13 protein-coding genes are annotated in these 15,599 nt (G+C 74.4%); 6 read left to right on the top strand and 7 right to left on the bottom strand.

Annotated elements, in window-relative coordinates; translation table 11 throughout:
- Positions 1-6: 6 nt before the first annotated feature.
- Entirely contained in the window at positions 7-1,203 is a 1,197-nt protein-coding gene (locus AMK10_RS32380; RefSeq protein ID WP_073752547.1) for a PP2C family protein-serine/threonine phosphatase, read from the bottom strand.
- Between the two features lie 366 nt (positions 1,204-1,569).
- Here AMK10_RS32380 and AMK10_RS32375 point away from each other — a divergent pair, with 366 nt between their 5' ends.
- A complete protein-coding gene (locus AMK10_RS32375) occupies positions 1,570-3,117 on the top strand; it encodes a glycoside hydrolase family 43 protein (protein WP_073752545.1) in 1,548 nt (515 codons plus the stop codon).
- Positions 3,118-3,180: 63 nt separating this feature from the next.
- Here the strand turns inward: AMK10_RS32375 and AMK10_RS32370 are convergent, their stop codons facing one another.
- Together AMK10_RS32370 and AMK10_RS32365 are read right to left on the bottom strand one after the other, a co-directional pair.
- On the bottom strand, positions 3,181-3,522 hold the full coding sequence (locus AMK10_RS32370; protein ID WP_073752543.1) for a GNAT family N-acetyltransferase: 342 nt from the start codon (positions 3,520-3,522) through the stop codon (positions 3,181-3,183).
- Entirely contained in the window at positions 3,519-4,514 is a 996-nt protein-coding gene (locus tag AMK10_RS32365) for a pirin family protein (protein WP_073752541.1), read from the bottom strand. The genes AMK10_RS32370 and AMK10_RS32365 overlap by 4 nt, the downstream gene beginning before the upstream one ends.
- A gap of 123 nt (positions 4,515-4,637) precedes the next feature.
- Here AMK10_RS32365 and AMK10_RS32360 point away from each other — a divergent pair, with 123 nt between their 5' ends.
- The 4 genes from AMK10_RS32360 (at position 4,638) to AMK10_RS32345 (ending at position 8,828) form a co-directional block, all read left to right on the top strand.
- Positions 4,638-5,126, top strand: a complete 489-nt coding sequence (locus AMK10_RS32360; protein WP_073752539.1) for a carboxymuconolactone decarboxylase family protein — start codon at positions 4,638-4,640, stop codon at positions 5,124-5,126.
- A gap of 173 nt (positions 5,127-5,299) precedes the next feature.
- The gene (gene crtI, locus AMK10_RS32355) at positions 5,300-6,832 is read left to right on the top strand and encodes a phytoene desaturase family protein (RefSeq protein WP_073752537.1); all 1,533 of its coding nucleotides are present in this window, start codon (positions 5,300-5,302) and stop codon (positions 6,830-6,832) included.
- Positions 6,829-7,815 carry a phytoene/squalene synthase family protein gene (locus AMK10_RS32350; protein ID WP_073752535.1) on the top strand — a complete coding sequence of 329 codons (987 nt, stop codon included), beginning with the start codon at positions 6,829-6,831 and terminating at the stop codon, positions 7,813-7,815. The genes crtI and AMK10_RS32350 overlap by 4 nt, the downstream gene beginning before the upstream one ends.
- Complete coding sequence (locus AMK10_RS32345; protein WP_073752533.1) at positions 7,812-8,828, top strand: DUF5914 domain-containing protein; 1,017 nt, start codon at positions 7,812-7,814, stop codon at positions 8,826-8,828. Before AMK10_RS32350 ends, AMK10_RS32345 begins: the two co-directional genes overlap by 4 nt.
- Positions 8,829-8,837: 9 nt before the next feature.
- Here AMK10_RS32345 and AMK10_RS32340 read toward each other — a convergent pair whose 3' ends face one another.
- The 4 genes from AMK10_RS32340 to AMK10_RS32325 form a co-directional block, all read right to left on the bottom strand.
- Positions 8,838-10,382 (bottom strand): FAD-dependent oxidoreductase, encoded by a 1,545-nt coding sequence (locus AMK10_RS32340; protein ID WP_073752531.1) that lies wholly within the window; start codon positions 10,380-10,382, stop codon positions 8,838-8,840.
- Positions 10,379-11,563 (bottom strand): lycopene cyclase family protein, encoded by a 1,185-nt coding sequence (locus tag AMK10_RS32335; protein ID WP_382563820.1) that lies wholly within the window; start codon positions 11,561-11,563, stop codon positions 10,379-10,381. The genes AMK10_RS32340 and AMK10_RS32335 overlap by 4 nt, the downstream gene beginning before the upstream one ends.
- Before the next feature lie 17 nt (positions 11,564-11,580).
- Positions 11,581-12,846: an NAD(P)/FAD-dependent oxidoreductase gene (locus AMK10_RS32330; RefSeq protein WP_073752527.1), complete on the bottom strand. Its 1,266-nt coding sequence runs from the start codon at positions 12,844-12,846 to the stop codon at positions 11,581-11,583.
- Between the two features lie 143 nt (positions 12,847-12,989).
- Positions 12,990-14,528, bottom strand: a complete 1,539-nt coding sequence (locus AMK10_RS32325; protein ID WP_073752937.1) for an alpha/beta hydrolase — start codon at positions 14,526-14,528, stop codon at positions 12,990-12,992.
- 92 nt (positions 14,529-14,620) lie between these two features.
- Here AMK10_RS32325 and AMK10_RS32320 point away from each other — a divergent pair, with 92 nt between their 5' ends.
- Positions 14,621-15,592, top strand: coding sequence for a MerR family transcriptional regulator (locus AMK10_RS32320; RefSeq protein WP_073752525.1), 972 nt, complete (start codon positions 14,621-14,623; stop codon positions 15,590-15,592).
- Positions 15,593-15,599: the final 7 nt, after the last annotated feature.

The following is a 15,599-nucleotide window of genomic DNA, read 5'->3' as shown; positions in this document are numbered from 1 at the left end:
CCGGTGTCACGCGGCGCGCCGCTCCGCCCCGGACACCGGCGTCCGTGCCGCTTCGTGCGACGGAGCACGCTCCACACAGGTGACCGCGACCAGCGCCATGTCGTCGGTGAGCACCCCGTTGGTGTGGACGTGCGCGGCATGGGCGAGCCTCTCCACGACGGCCGGCGGACCGTCGCGCCAGGACGTCCGCAGCACCTCGTCCGGCGTGAAGAAGCGCCCCTCGGCGTCGCGGGCCTCCAGGAGTCCGTCCGTGCAGAGCAGGAGCAGATGGCCCGGCCCGAAGGGACGGGACTCGTCCTTCCACGTGCCGATGTCGAACTCGCCCAGTCCCAGGGGGAGCCCCGGATTCTCCGGCTCCCAGACCTGGAGGGCGTCCTCGCTCACCAGGAAGGCCGGGCAGTGCCCGCGGCTGATGAGGCGCACCTCCGTGCCGTCGGCCGGGATCTGCGCGATGGCGGCGGTGGTGAACTGCTCGCTGTTCGCCGCGTCCTCGCCGCTCACCGCGGCGGCCTCACGGGTATGGCGGGCCACCGCGTCGTCCAGGTGGCGCGCCAGCTCCGGCAGGGTCGGCGTGTGGTGGGCGGCTTCTCGGAAGCTGCCCACCAGGGCGGCCACACCGGGGATGGAGTTCAGCCCCTTGCCGCGTACGTCGCCGATCAGCAGGCGTACGCCGTACGGGGTGTGCTCCGCCGCGTAGAGGTCGCCCCCCACCGCGGCGGCGGAGGAGGCCGCTTCGTACCGCACGGCGATCCATGTGCGTCCCCACCAGGCACGCACGGGCGGCAGGACCGCGCGCTGGGCGCTCTCCGCCACGAGTTTGGCGCCCTGGAGCCTGCGCCGCAGGGTCAGCCGCAGCCGGCACAGGGGGACGGACGCCCAGGCCAGGATCACCATGGCGACGTAGTCGATCACCGCGTGGCGGGTGCCGTCCGCCATGTGGCTCCCGAAGAGGAGGACCAGCCCGGCCGCGCTGTTGAGAAGGGCCACCCAGACGACCGCCCGCTGGGAGTACACGCACGAGGCAAGCATGGAGCTCAGGATCAGGAACACGTCCCCGCTGAACGCGCCGGGCGAGGGCAGATCGATCGCCAGCGCGAGGGCCACCAGGAGGAACGGCACGAACCGGGTCCACCGGGGAAGCAGGTCGCTCTCGTTCTTCTGCGCATGCGTCATCAGCCCTGTCGCGGTGCGGTACGGGCTCACGGCATCGCCTCCCGGAGACACGGGGCGGCGGACCGCCGTGGTGGCGGCGCCGCGCCCCTCCTCTCGACCTTGAAGCCGACAGCGCCGTCCCGCACTCCGGCGCGGGCGCTCCTCGGCCCTCACCGGGCGGATGGGTGGCACCCGGCACCGGTCCGGCCGGCCGTCGAAGCGCTTCGATCCTCGCGGTCCTGGCCCTCGCGGAGGATCGGCAGGAAGAAGCTGTCCGCAAGGCTGTTGACACCCTGCTGGCCGAATGCGATCTTCGAAGCGCTTCAACGACCTGTCCGTTGGGGCCCGCACGCCGGACGGCCCCTCCTTCACCGGTGGCCGTCCGACTGCGTGACCGCGACTCATCCGAGGACGGACATGGCGTTCTTCGACAATCCCGTGATACCCGGCTTCAGCCCCGATCCGAGCATCTGCCGTGTGGGCGACGACTACTACGTGGCGACGTCCAGCTTCGAGTACGTCCCCGGCGTGCCGCTGTGGCACAGCCGCGACCTCGTGAACTGGCGGCTGATCGGCCATGCGCTGGACCGGCCCTCGCAGCTGGCGCTCGCCGACGACGCGCCGTCCTCGTGCGGGGTCTACGCACCCACGCTGCGCCACCACGACGGACGGTTCTGGCTGATCACGACCGTGGTCGCCGGCGCGGGCAACGTCCTGGTGACCGCGAAGGACCCGGCCGGCCCGTGGTCGGACCCCGTACCGGTCGGCATCCCCGGGATCGACCCCGATCTGGTCTGGGACGACGAGGGCCACTGCTGGTGCGTGTTCTCCGACGGCGGGATACGCGGGGTGCGCATCGACCCGGAGACCGGCGAACTGCTGAGCGAGCCGGTGGCGATGTGGTCGGGCAGCGGGCTCCAGTACCCGGAGGGCCCGCATCTCTACCGGATCGGCGACTGGTGGTATCTGCTGCTCTCGGAAGGCGGCACGGAACGCGGTCACGCCATGTCGGTGGCCCGGGCCCGCACCCTGCCGGGGCCGTTCGAGTCGCACCCGGACAACCCCGTGCTGTCCCACCGCAGCACGGGCCACCCCGTACAGAACACCGGCCACGGCGATCTGGTGCAGGCGCACGACGGCACCTGGTGGATGGTGCTGCTGGGCACCCGGCCCCGCGGTGACACCCCGAAGTTCCACGGCATGGGCCGCGAGACCTTCCTCGCGCCGGTCCGGTGGGAGGACGGGTGGCCGCTGCCGGGACCGCTGGAGCTCCGCGCACCGGCGCCGGCCCTCCCCGCGCACCCCTGGCCCGACGAGCCGTACCGCGACTCCTTCGAGGCGCCCGTGCTCGCGCCCTGCTGGGTCTCGCTCCGACGGCACGACCCGGACGCGGTACGCCTCGACGAGCGGCCCGGCCGGCTGGTGCTGCATGCCCGCGCGGACGGCCTCCACAAGCCCGGCGCGCTGTTCGTGGGCCGGCGCCAGCGTGACCCCGACTGCAGCGCGCGCACCCGCGTCGAGGTGGGGGAGGGGGACAGGGGCGGTATCGCCGTGCGCCTCGACGAGGCGCACCACTACCAGGTGGAGACCGGCGACGGCACGGTGCGGGCGGTCGCCCGGATCGGTCCGGTCCGTCAGGCCGTCGCCGAGCGGCCCGTTCCTCCGGGCCCGCTGACGCTGCGGATCGACATCACCACGAACGTCGTCCTTCCGCCCACGGTCACGTCGGCGCCCGCGGACCCCGAGGAGGCGGCAGCGGCCGGCCTCCGTATCGGCGGCCCCGACACCCTCCGCCTCGGCTACGAGACCGAGGACGGGGCCTTCGAGGTCCTGGCCGAGCTCGACGGCCGCTACCTCACCACCGAGGTCGCGGGCGGCTTCACCGGCCGGGTCATCGGGATGTACGCGACCCAGGGCGCCCCCGCCTTCGACTGGTTCGAACTGAGGCCCGCCCAGGACGGGTGACGCACGCGCCCCGGGCCGGGGCACGGACCGCCATGCCCGGCGGACCGTGCCCCCGCGGGGACGTCAGTGCGCCCGCGCGGCCTCCAGCCACTGCAGGACCTCGGGCGTGACCGGGTCCGTGATGTCCGCGAACTCCTCGTGCTTCTTGAGGAACTTCGCCACATAGGGGCAGACGGGAACGATCCGCTTGCCCGAGGCCCGTACGTCGTTCAGCGCCTCCCGCACGAGAACGGACGCGAGGCCCTGTCCGGCGAACGCGTCGTCGACCTCGGTGTGGAAGAAGACCCGCTGCTCGTCGCGGTCGCGGTAGGCGGTGAGACCCGCTCTCACCTCGCCGACCAGGATCTCGTAGCGGTGCCTGGCGTCCACGTCGCGGACGGTCGGGGTGGCGGCGGGCTGGGTCATCGGGTGCCTCTCGGGTGTGTCGGGTTGCCTCGTGGGGCGATCGTTGCGTTGGGGAGCGAAGGGGCGGGGATGCGGTCACCGGGATAGCCCTCGACATGGCCGAAGCGCTCGGATCCGGCCTGCCACTCCTCGCGCGCCCGGACGATGTCCTCGTGGCTGCGGCCCACGAAGTTCCACCACATGACGATCCGCTCCTCGAACGGCGTCCCGCCGACGAGCACGGCCCTGGCCGGGGCGTCCGTCTCGTTGGTCAGCGTCAGCGTGCCGCTCCCCGGGGCCAGGTAGCCCAGCTCGGAGGGACGCAGCGACGTTCCGCTCATGCGGATGGTCCCCCGGTCGACGAGGAGACCGTGCTCGAAGGAGGTGTCCGTGTCCAGGGTCGTGGTCCCGTGGGGCTCCAGCACGATCTCCGCGCCGAGCAGCGGGGTGAAGGCCGGGACCGGCGAGGTGTCTCCGGCCAGGGAGCCGAGGAACACCCTGATCACGGCGTCGTCCCGGTGGACGGGGTCCGGCACGTGGTGCCGGAAGTCGCGTCCCGTGTCCCGGTGTTCACCTGGGAGTGCCACCCAGAGCTGCACGCCGTGCAGGATCGTGGTGCGGGGCGTGGAGACCTCGGTGTGGCTGATGCCGTGGCCACCCGTCATGAGGTTCAGCTCGCCGGGGCGTACGAACGCGTGGCTGCCCAGGCTGTCGCGGTGCTCGATCTCCCCGCTGAACAGCCAGCTGACCGTCTGCAGACCGGTGTGCGGGTGGGGGGCCACGTCCATCCCGCCCGTCTCGGCGACGTCGTCGGGGCCGTAGTGGTCGATGAAGCACCAGGCGCCGATGAACGTACGGGCACGCTGTGGCAGCGTACGCCGCACCGTCATCGCGCGCGGCCCTCCCAGGGGCACGTCACGCGGCGACAGCACCTCGACCGGCGTACGGGACGCGGACTCCTCGCCGCCGGGTGCCGTGTCCGGTGCGGCCGGGTCCGTGCCGACGCCGCTCATCGTGTGTCTCCCCGCACGACTAGAGTACTTTCAAGTTCAACAATCATGCTTGATCATACGCCGTCGCCCACCGGGGCGCACGGTCCGGCAAGGGGCGGCCTGCCCCGGTGAGGAGAGTCCAGGGTGAATGGTACGGAGGCCGTCGGCACCGACAGGCGGGTCTACGTCGACAAGCAGCACCCGAAGGCCTACCGCGCCCTGGCGGCGGCCGCCGAGGAGGTGCGTACGGTCGCGGCGGAAGCCGGCCTGGACCGCGTCCTCGTGGAGCTGGTCAACCTCAGGGTGTCCCAGATCAACGGCTGCGCGTACTGCCTGGACGTCCACACCAGGGCCGCACTCCGTGAGGGCGAGACGACACGCCGCCTCGGTGTGCTGGCCGCCTGGCGCGACACCGAGCTGTTCACCGTACGGGAGCGTGCCGCCCTTGCCCTGGCGGAGGCGACGACGCGCCCCGCCGACGCCGCACTCCAGGAGGACGCCTACGCCGAGGCGCGCCGGACGCTCTCCGACGACGAGACATCGGCCGTGATCTGGGTGGCCGTCACCATCAACGCCTTCAACCGCGTCTCCATCATGAGCAAGCACCCCGTCCGGGGCGTCCCCCGGCAGTGAGGCCCGCGCGGCGCGCGAGCCCGCGCAGCCGCTTCTCCCGCCCGCCGTCCGGGTGAACTCCGTCCCCACCCTGCCGCGCTCCGGGCAGGGATGCGCGCATCCGTGTTCCGGTCGCCTCTGGAATACCGGTGGGCGCGGTCGCGGGAACCGCGCCCGCCCGGACGGGAGGACGTATGAGGACCGTGCCCGGTCCCACGGACCATGTGGTGGTGGTCGGCGCCGGCCTGTCCGGCCTCGCCGCCGCCCTCCATCTGCTCGGCGCGGGCCGCCGGGTCACCGTCGTCGAACGGGACGCGGGGCCCGGGGGGCGCGCGGGGCGGCTGGAGACCGGCGGCTACCGGGTGGACACCGGACCCACCGTGCTGACCATGCCGCACCTGGCCGACGAGGCCTTCGCCGCCGTGGGGGACAGCCTCCACCGGAGGGTGGAGCTGATCCCGCTCCACCCCGCCTACCGGGCCCTCTTCGCCGACGGCAGCGGGCTGGACGTCCACACCGACGGCGACGCCATGGAGGCCGAGGTCAGGCGCTTCGCCGGGGCCGCCGAGGCCGCCGGCTACCGCAGACTGCGCGGCTGGCTGGAGCGGCTGTACCGGGCGCAGATGCGCCGCTTCATCGACACCAACTTCGACTCGCCCCTCCAGCTCCTGCACCCGGACCTGGCCCGGCTCGCCGCACTCGGCGGCTTCGGCCGGCTCGATCCGCAGATCGCCCGGTTCCTCTCGGATCCGCGGCTGCGCCGGGTGTTCTCCTTCCAGGCGCTGTACGCCGGAGTCACGCCCGCCCGCGCCCTGGCCGCCTACGCGGTCATCGCCTACATGGACACGGTCGCGGGCGTCTGGTTCCCCAAGGGCGGCATGCACGCACTGCCCCGGGCCATGGCCGACACGGCGGGAGACGCGGGCGCCCGCTTCCGGTGGTCCGCCGAAGTGAGCGCGCTGGAGCGGACGTCCGGCCGGGTACGGGCCGTCACCCTGGCCTCGGGCGAGCGGATCGCCTGCGACGCGGTCGTCCTGACACCGGACCTGCCCGTCGTCCACCGCCTCCTGGGCCGGGCCCCGCGACGCCCCGTCGCTCTGCGCCACTCGCCGTCGGCCGTGATCCTGCACGCGGGCACGGACCGCACCTGGCCGGAACTCGCGCACCACACGATCTCGTTCGGCTCCGCCTGGGAACGCACCTTCGACGAACTCACCCGCACCGGAAGCGTGATGAGCGACCCGTCACTCCTCATCACCCGTCCGACGGCACACGACCCGTCGCTCGCCCCGGAGGGCAGACACCTGCACTACGTCCTGGCCCCGTGTCCCAACACCACGACCGGCCCCTCGGCGGGCACCTGGGCTGACCTCGGGCCCCGCTACCGCGACAGCCTCCTGCGCGAACTGGAACGCCGGGGCCTGGACGGCTTCGAGGCGTCCATCGACCGCGAACTGCTGGTCACCCCCCTGGACTGGACGGCCCAGGGGCATGCGGCGGGCACCCCCTTCTCCGTGGCGCACACCTTCGCGCAGACCGGCCCCTTCCGGCCGCGCAACCTCGTACGCGGCTACGAGAACGTCGTGATCGCCGGGTGCGGCACGACCCCCGGGGTCGGCGTGCCGACGGTCCTGGTGAGCGGCAAGCTCGCCGCGGCCCGGATCACCGGCACCCGCCGCACCACCGGAGCGCACCGCCGCCCCGCCCTCGAAGGAGCGGGCCGGTGAGCCGCCGTGAACTCGACGCCGCCGGGATCACCGGCCCCGCCCTGCGCGCCGACTACGACCGGTGCCGCCGGATCAACGCCCGGCACGGCCGCACCTACTTCCTGGCGACCCGTCTGCTCCCGCTCGAACGCCGCTGCGCGGTCCACGCGCTGTACGGCTTCGCCCGGTGGGCCGACGACATCGTGGACGGCCTGGACCGGGGGAGGCCCCCGGAGGAACGCGACCGTCTGCTGCGCCTGCTCGAGAGCGACCTCGCCCACGGACTGCGCACGGGAGGCGGCGACGAGCCCGTCGTACGGGCGGTCGCCGACACCGCGGGGCGATACGCCATCGACCACGGCCTGTTCGCCGACTTCCTCGCGTCCATGCGCAGCGACCTGAGCGTCACCGACTATCCGACGTACGAGGATCTGCGCGCCTACATGCACGGTTCGGCCGCGGTGATCGGACTCCAGATGCTGCCCGTGCTCGGGACGGTCGTGGCCCGCGAGGAGGCCGCACCGCACGCGGCTGCCCTCGGTGTGGCCTTCCAGCTGACCAACTTCCTGCGCGACGTCGGCGAGGACCTGGACCGGGGGCGCGTCTACCTTCCCGCGGACCTCCTCGCCGCGCACGGAGTGGGGCGGCCCCTGCTGGAGTGGAGCCGCCGCAGCGGACGGCACGACCCGCGCCTGCGCGCCGCGTTCGCCGAGACCGACGCGATGATCCGGGCCGTCTACCGGGAGGCGGAACCGGGCATCGCCATGCTGGAGCCGCGGGTGAGGCCCTGCATCCGTACGGCGTTCACGCTGTACAGGGGCATCCTCGACGCGATCGCCGACGACGGATACGCGGTCCTGCACGGACGGGCCGTCGTACCGCGCCGACGGCGGGCCGCCACCGCGGCGGGAGGGCTCGTACGCATCCTGGGGGCGCGGATGCGCACACGGCGGGACGCGGCGGTTCCGGGTCCGGTGGCGGGGACGGAGGGTGTTGCGCGATGAACGCGCCCAGGAGAAGCGAGGCATGGACCCCGCCGCTGCGGATGCGGCGCGCACCCCGCTGGGAGCGACAGGCCCCGACCTGGCGTGAAGCCAGGCCCCCCGTGATCGCCGAGGCGCTGAAACGGGCCTGCGCGCGGCCGTCGGGCAACTGGTACGTCGCGGGCGCCTCCCGCGCGATCGGCACCCGGGAACGCCCGTACGGCCGCACGGTCGCCGGGGTGGAACTCGTCCTGTGGCGGGCCGGCGACGGCACGCTGCGCGCGGGCCCGGGGGAGTGCCCCCACCTGGGGGCCCCGCTCCGCGACAGCCGCGTGGTGTGCGGGACGTTGCTGTGCCACTGGCACGGAATGGCCCTGGACGGCGCGCCGTTCGCCGGATGGGAGCCCGTTCCGGTGCACGACGACGGGGTGCTGGTGTGGGTGCGGCTCGACGCGGCGGGGGGCGAACCACCGCTGGACCACCCCGTCGTGCCGGTGCGCCCAGGGGCCGGCGACGCGGTCGACGCGGTGTTCACCGCGGTGGGCAGGTGCGAACCGGAGGACGTGGTCGCCAACCGGCTGGACCCCTGGCACGGAGCCTGGTTCCACCCCTACGCGTTCGTCGGGCTGACGGTGACCGGCACCCCGGACGACGCCCGGGCCGCTGAGGAGGACGCCTTCGCCGTCGACGTCTCGTTCAAGGTCGCGGGCCGCCTGGTGGTGCCGGTGCGGGCGGAGTTCACCGCTCCCGGGCCGCGCACGGTCGTCATGCGCATCACGGACGGGGAGGGTGCCGGATCGGTCGTGGAGACCCACGCCACGCCCCTCACCGCGCCGGGTGCCGCCCGGCCGCGTACGGCGGTGGTGGAGGCCGTCGTCGCGGCCTCGGGCCGGCGGGGCTTCGCGCTGGCGCGGGCCGCCGCACCCCTTCTGCGGCCCCTGATGCGCCGGACCGCCGGCAGGCTCTGGCGTGACGACCTGGCGTACGCAGAGCGCCGCTGGACGCTGCGGCGCACGGGACGCTTCCCGGGCTGAGGGCCGCGCTCAGTACCGCGCCGCCCGGGCCGCCAGGGCGCGCAGGACCCGGGAGCGGCCGGCCCGCGGGACGGTCCTGAGCACGTGGCCGCGCACACCCCAGCCGGCGAGCAGTTGATTGGCGGCCAGGAAGCCCGAGGTCGCCGCCCGTTCCATGAGCGCGACGGGCAGACCGGTGCGGACGAGGTCACCCGCCAGCGTCACGCGCGGATGCGGGGTGCGCACGGCCGGACGGCGGTGGTGGCCGCCGACGGCGAAGACCGGGCAGTCCGCCCGCCACTCATGGACCGCGTCGACGACCCGGGCGTCCGCGGTCTCGGGGTAGACCTCGTGGAGCCGGTCGAGGATCCGCTTCTGGACCCGCTTGTGCTCCTCCCGCTCGTCGACGGCGTACGCGTGGAGTTCGACCACCCCGCCGCCGGTCCGTGCGGCCCAGCGTGCCGCTTCGCCCTCCCAGCGGTCGAGGACGCTGATGTTGTCGAGCCCGTCGTACCCACTCGTGCCGAGGAACCCCGCGCGGTCCTCGCGCACCGGGCGGTCGAGCCACAGCCTGGAGACGAGGAACGGCGGAGCCGTCCGCAGTGCGGCGATGTCCGCGCGCCAGGAGTCGTCCCCCAGCTCCTCCGAGGCGCCCACCACATGGCGCAGGCCGCCGGTGTCGAGCGCGAGGACCACGGCCTGGTACCGGTCGGACGCACCCTCGCTCTCCACGGCCAGGTCCCCGTCCGCGAGCGGCCGGACACGCCGCACCGGGGTCCCGGTGCGCACCTGGGTGCCGAGCCCTCGCAGATGTCCGGCCAGCGGCTCCCAGAGGGCCTGGGGGAACGGCTCGCGCGGCACGTCGAAGAGGAGGCCCTCGGACGACCCCAGGAAATAGATGTGGAACATCAACAGCAGTTCGGCCGCCGAGAGTTCGCGTGGGTCGGCGAAGAAGCTGCGGGAGAACACCTCGAAGGCCAGATGACGCGCGGCCCCGGGGAACCCGATGCGGTGCAGGAAGTCCTCGGCGCTGATGCCGTCGAACCCCTCGTACACCCCGGGCACGCGCACATCGAGCAGCGGCAGGGCCGCCCGGGCGTCCATCGCGGCGAGGTCCCGCCATCCGAACGTCGGGCTGAGCGCCACGAATCCGAGCGCACTCCACGGCGGGGTCCGGGGCACGCGCGCGAAGCTGTCCCTCAGGCCGTCGCGGTGCAGCAGCGGATAGTCCGGCAGGGGGGTGAGCGCCAAGAGCCCCGGATCCGTCCGGCGCAGCAGGCCGCGCAGGTTGTAGTACTGGCGGAAGAACGCATGGAAACCGCGGCTCATCGTCGCCCCGGACCCGTCGGCCAGCCGGACCGGCCACCCGGCGACGCGCCCGCCGAGGACCTGCTCGCGTTCGTACAGGGTCACGTGGACGCCCCGCTCGGCGAGCGCCGTCGCGGCGGCGAGGCCCGCGATGCCTCCGCCGATCACCGCGGCCGACGGCGCGTCGCCGGTGAAACGCTCGCGTCCCGGCGCGGGAAGGAGGATCTCCGCACGGCGGTCGCGCCCATGGGCGCCCAGCAGGGTCATCGGGGGCTCTCTTCGGATCGGCCGGTGGCCCGGCGGGCGAGGAACGGCAGTTCGGCCGCGGTGCGGAGCATCGGGCCCACAGGAGTGCGCAGACCGATCCCGAACTCCTCCCACGGCGTGCTCCCGCCGTCGAGGAAGCGCAGCAGCCGCTCCATCGGGACCCGGCGGAACAGCTCGGTGAAGAAGCGCGGCCCGTCGACCCGCCCGGTGTCCAGGGCCCGCAGCAGAACGGCGTCCATGGCGAGGGCCCGGCGGCCGTGCGGCGGCGGCACGGCCGGCCGGCCCCGCAGCACCGAGGCTGCGACGGCCCGGCTCTGGCGCTGCACGGTGGCGAAGGTGTAGCCGGTCGCCGGACGGGTGGCGCCCCCGGCTGCCCCGATACGGAACACGGCGGACCCGGTGCGGCGGGGGAAGCGGGCGTCCGTCATCGGGATGACGCCCTGCTCCGCGGAGTCCACGGCCAGGGGACCGAGCCGCAGCACCTCGGCCGTGTAGTGCCGCAGAGCCGCGTCGTACGCCGCCGTCGTCAGCGGGGCCCGGGAGAATTCGGTGTACTCCACCAGCGCCCGGTCCGGCGCGAGCGGCAGGACGTATCCGAACGCGAGGCCGTGGCGCGGCTGCGGCACCCGGAAGTCCATCAGGTCCGCCACGCCGGGATCGAACCGGGGCGAGGCGGTGCGCACGAACCAGCCGCGGAAGTGCTGGAGCAGCAGCGTGCGGTGGGGCGGCGTGCCGCGCACCGGCCGCGAGTCGAAGACGCAGTCGCCCCGCAGTGTGAGCGGCCTGCCCCCGGCCGTCGTGCAGCGCACCTCGGCGCCGTACGGCGCGTCGCGCACCTCGTGGGCGGTGGCACGCACGACGCGGGCCGTCGGGGAGGCAGCCAGCCGTGCGTGGACCAGCCGTTCGAACGGACCGGAGCGCACCATGCGGTAGCGCAGCGGCGCGGGCGCCGACTCGATGGCGCCGCCGTCGGGCCCGCGCACCCGCAGCCGTTGCCAGGAGGCGACGACGGCCTCCTCGAACCCTCCCGTGCCCGCCTCCCAGTAGCACCAGGTGCGCTCCGCGGGGCGCAGCGGTCCGTCGGGAGCCTCGACGAGCGTCACGCCCGTACCGGAACCGACGAGCCGGTCCGCCAGGCAGAGCCCGGCCGCGCCGCCGCCCACGACGACGACGTCGTCCACCCGCCGCCGGTACCCGCTCACACCCGGCCGGCCCGGACCGCCGCGCGGTCGGCCAGCACCTCGCGTGCCGCCCTGCTGCCGGAGGCCAGCGCACCCTGCACGGAGCCGGTCGCCCGGTGGTCCCCGCAGACGTACCGGCCCGGTGCGAAGCGGGTCGTGCGGCTCAGTGGCCAGGGCGGGCGCATGGCGGGCAGGGCGCCCTCCACGGTGTACGCGGCGACCGTCTCCCAGGTGCTCGTGTCCGTGTCGTACAGCTCGGCCAGCCGCGCGCGGACCGTCCTCTCCCCGCCGGGCGGCCCGGAACCGAGTACGGACGTCGAGACCAGGGCCGTGCCCGGGGGAGCGTAGGAAGGTACGACCTCGGTGAGGACACAGCTGTTCAGGACGGCGAGTCCGCTGTCGACGACCAGGGTCGGTTCGGTCAGCGGCGACCGGTCGGCCGCGTGGTAGTACGTCGTCACCGTGCGGCTGTCCGGCACTGCCAGCCCGGGCAGCAGCCGGGCAGCGGTCGCGGCGTCCGTGGCCACCACGACGCCGGCGGCGGGCCGCTCGCCGCCGTCCGCGAGGAGCACCCCGGAGTCCGTGATCCCGGCGACCGGTGAACCGAGCCGCAGGGCGCCTTCCGGCAGCCGGGCGGCGAGCTGGGCCGGCACGGCGCCGATGCCCTCGGCGGGCAGGCAGAGCGTGCCGCGCACCATGCTGCGCCAGACCAGGTGCAGGAAGCGCGCGGAGGTCTCGAGCCCTTCCTCCAGGAACACCCCGGAGAGGAAGGGCCGCATCAAATCCTCGATGGCGCGCGGCGAGAGCCCGGCACGTACGAGCGCCTCCGAGGCCGTCCGGTCGGGCACGCGCCGCAGGCGTTTCGCGGGAAGCAGCGCGTCACGGGCGGTGAGCGCGGCGAGCGCGGCGAGGTCGCGGCCCGGGAGCACACGTCCGGGCAGCAGCTGCGCCGCGTCCCCCGGCCGCCGGGTGGGGTCCGTGACGCGCACGCGCCCCGAGGGGGTCCGGGCGATCAGGCCGGGGGTGAACGGCCGCAGGCGCAGCCCGCGCAGATCGAGGCGCCTCTTCACCTGCGGATAGGAGGTGTTGAAGACCTGGAAGCCCCGGTCCAGCAGGAACCCGTCCCTGCGGTCCGTGCGCATGCGGCCGCCCACCCCGTCGGACGCCTCCAGCAGCTCGACGCGCAGGCCCGCCTCGACGAGGTCGAGCGCGCACGCCAGACCTGCGAGGCCGGCGCCCACGACGACGGCGTCCGGTGGCGATGGGTGCTGTGGTTTCGTCATCCGTGTCCCTCGGCTCGGTTCCCCGCGTCCGGCGACGCCACTGACGGGTGGTCAAGCCGACCACGAACGGGACGCCGAAGCCAGGAGCCTCCACGGGCATCCCCCTCAACGGGTGACGCGAGCGGACGGAACGGCGGGCACGGTCACCGGGGGGAGCCGTCGTCCTCCCCGCACAGGCGGTGCAGCACGGCCCGCACGGCGGCGTGCACCGCCTCGCGTGACTCGTCGGTCGGGTCGACGGTCTCGAAGCTGTGGTGGCCGTGCGGCACGTCGATCACCTCCAGCTCCGCCCCGCACGCGCGCGCCGCGTCGGTGAACGCGTCCACGGTGGCCGCGATCGCGGCCGTCTCCAGCCCGGCCCGGACCAGCACCAGGGGCAGGGAACCCGCATGGGCGACGGCTTCCGCCGGGCGGAAACGGGCCTCGAACCGTCCCCAGTTGGGCAGCGGCGCCATGATCGGGTAGTTGGCCGCAAGGCAGCGCAGCCACGGCGGGGGCTTGCTCAGCCAGTCGGCGGTGAGCGGGCCGCTGCCCGAGAAGAACCACAGCGCGATCCGGCCGGCGTCCACCCGGGGATCGGCCCGCACCCGCTCCACCGCCTCCGCCACATCGGCGGCCGACCGGGCGTAGTCGCCCAGGGAGTGGAGGCGGTGGTCGACGGTCACGGCCACCACCCCCTGGCCCGCGACGTAGCGGGCGTAACCGGTCATGCCCGGCCAGTCCCGGGGGGTTGGGCGCGCCTCTTGCGGCACCGGTCCGCCGTGGACGAGGACCAACGCCGGGCGGGGGCCCGTGGCGGAGGGCGGCGGATACAGGTCGATGGTGCCGGTCCGCTCGCGGGGGACCTCGGGCACGTCCAGCAGGAAGGGCCGCGGATGCTCGGCGCCCGCCGGAGTCAGACGGTGCCCCTCCCCGGCCGCCGCCCTCAGCAGCGTATCGGCCAGGGCGGCGGGGGTGGACAGCATGGGCCAGTGCCCCGTGGGCAGTTCGAAGAAGGTCACCCGGGGATCGGCCAGCGCCTGGAGCGTGGGTTCGCCGAAGCCCACCCGGGCCTGGACCATCGAGATGCTCGATCCGTTGGCGGTGCACAGCACCCCGGCCATGGGCAGCCCGGCCGCCGCCCCGGTCAGGACGAGTGGCTGGAGCAGCGTGTCCAGCGGCTGCGGCGACGAGAGAGCCGTCAGCCGGGACAGCGCGGCGCCGGACACGCCCGCCGTGCTGCCCCAGACACCCCAGTCGTCGCGCGAGGGAGGCGCCAGCGCCGCGCCCGCTCGCCGGCCACCCTCCCCGGCGGCGCGCAGCACCTCCTCGCGCACTCCCCGGTCGGGCACGGCTGCCAGGGCCGGAACCCCGTTCGCGGGCAGCCCCGAGTCCAGGTAGACGATCCGGGCGACCGACTCCGCACGCCGGTCGGCGGCGCCCAGGGCCGGATGGATGCCGTAGTCGTGGCCGACGAGCACGATCGCCCGGCCGGCCACCCGCCCGACCGAATCGATCACCGCGAGGACGTCCGCGATGTGGGTCTCCAGGCCGACGGCCGCATCTGCCGGAGGACGGCTCCCGCCGAGCCCGGTCAGGGCCACCGCACGCACATCGGCACCCGCCACCGTCAGCGCCGCGGCGGTCTCGTCCCACACGTGCGGGCCGGTGAACACACCGGACACCAGGATGAACACGGTCATCATCTCTCCTCGGTACGCAGTCGCTCGCGGACCGGTCGGATCGACCGGCCCTGACGCGGGTACCGTAGGAACTCCCCCTGAGGGAGGTTCAAGTGTTCTCGTCGTACGACGGTCTGTGCGGCATCGGCGAACTCGCCGAACGCGCGGGTGTCAGCGTCAAGACGGTCCGCTTCTACTCCGACAGCGGTCTGCTGCCCGAGGCATCCCGCAGCGCGGGGGGACACCGCCGCTACGCCCCGGAATCCGTCGAGCGGCTCCGGCTGATCCGCTCCCTGCGAGCCATGGACCTTCCGGTGTCCGCCGTACGCCGCGTCCTCGACGAGGAGGACACCGGCGGCCGGGCGGGCGGCGCCCTGGAGGACGCCGTCGCCGGGCAGTTGAGCGCACTCGGCACCCAGCTCAGGGCTCTGCGCTGGAGAGAGGCCGCGCTGCGGCTGGTGCAGGAGTGCCCACCGCAGGAGCGCGCGGGCCGCCTGCGGCTGGTCGGCGCGGTGACCGCGCCGCCGAGCACCGCGCCCCTCGCCCGGTTCTGGCGCGGCTGGCTGCCGCCGCGGATGCCCGCCCGGTCGGTCACCGCCTTCCTCGACGTCGCGGTACCGCAGCCGCCGGAGGACCCCGGCCCGGCCCAGGTCCTGGCCTTCGCCCGGCTGTACGCACTCGTCGACGGCCCGTGCGAGGGGACCGCGCCCACCCAGCCGCACGCCCACCGGGCAGCGGACGCCCGGGCCTCGGCCGTGCTCTACGCCGGGCTGGCCGAGGCCTACACCCTGGCGGCTGTCCAGATGCGCCAGGGCCGCGATCCGTATCAGGGGGAGGCCCTGGACGGATTCGTCGACGCGTACGCGCGCGCGGGCGACACCGCGGACACCCCGGGCTTCCGGCGGGTGCTCGCCCGACGGCTCGCGGCGGACCCGCGCATCGACCGGTACTGGGAGCTGACGGCCGAGCTGATCAGCCGCCCGGACGGACGGCCCGAGCCCACCCCGGGGGCCGCGCACGACTGGCTTCTGGCAGCTCTGAACGACCGGCCGGATACCGTGGGGACCGCCGGGGACCGCGGCTGACGGCCCC

Origin of the sequence: Streptomyces sp. CB02058, assembly GCF_001905505.1 — a bacterium.
Classification (GTDB): Bacteria; Actinomycetota; Actinomycetes; order Streptomycetales; family Streptomycetaceae; genus Streptomyces.
The sequence above is the reverse complement of the archived record's forward strand: the minus strand, read 5'-3'. Positions and strand labels throughout refer to the sequence as shown.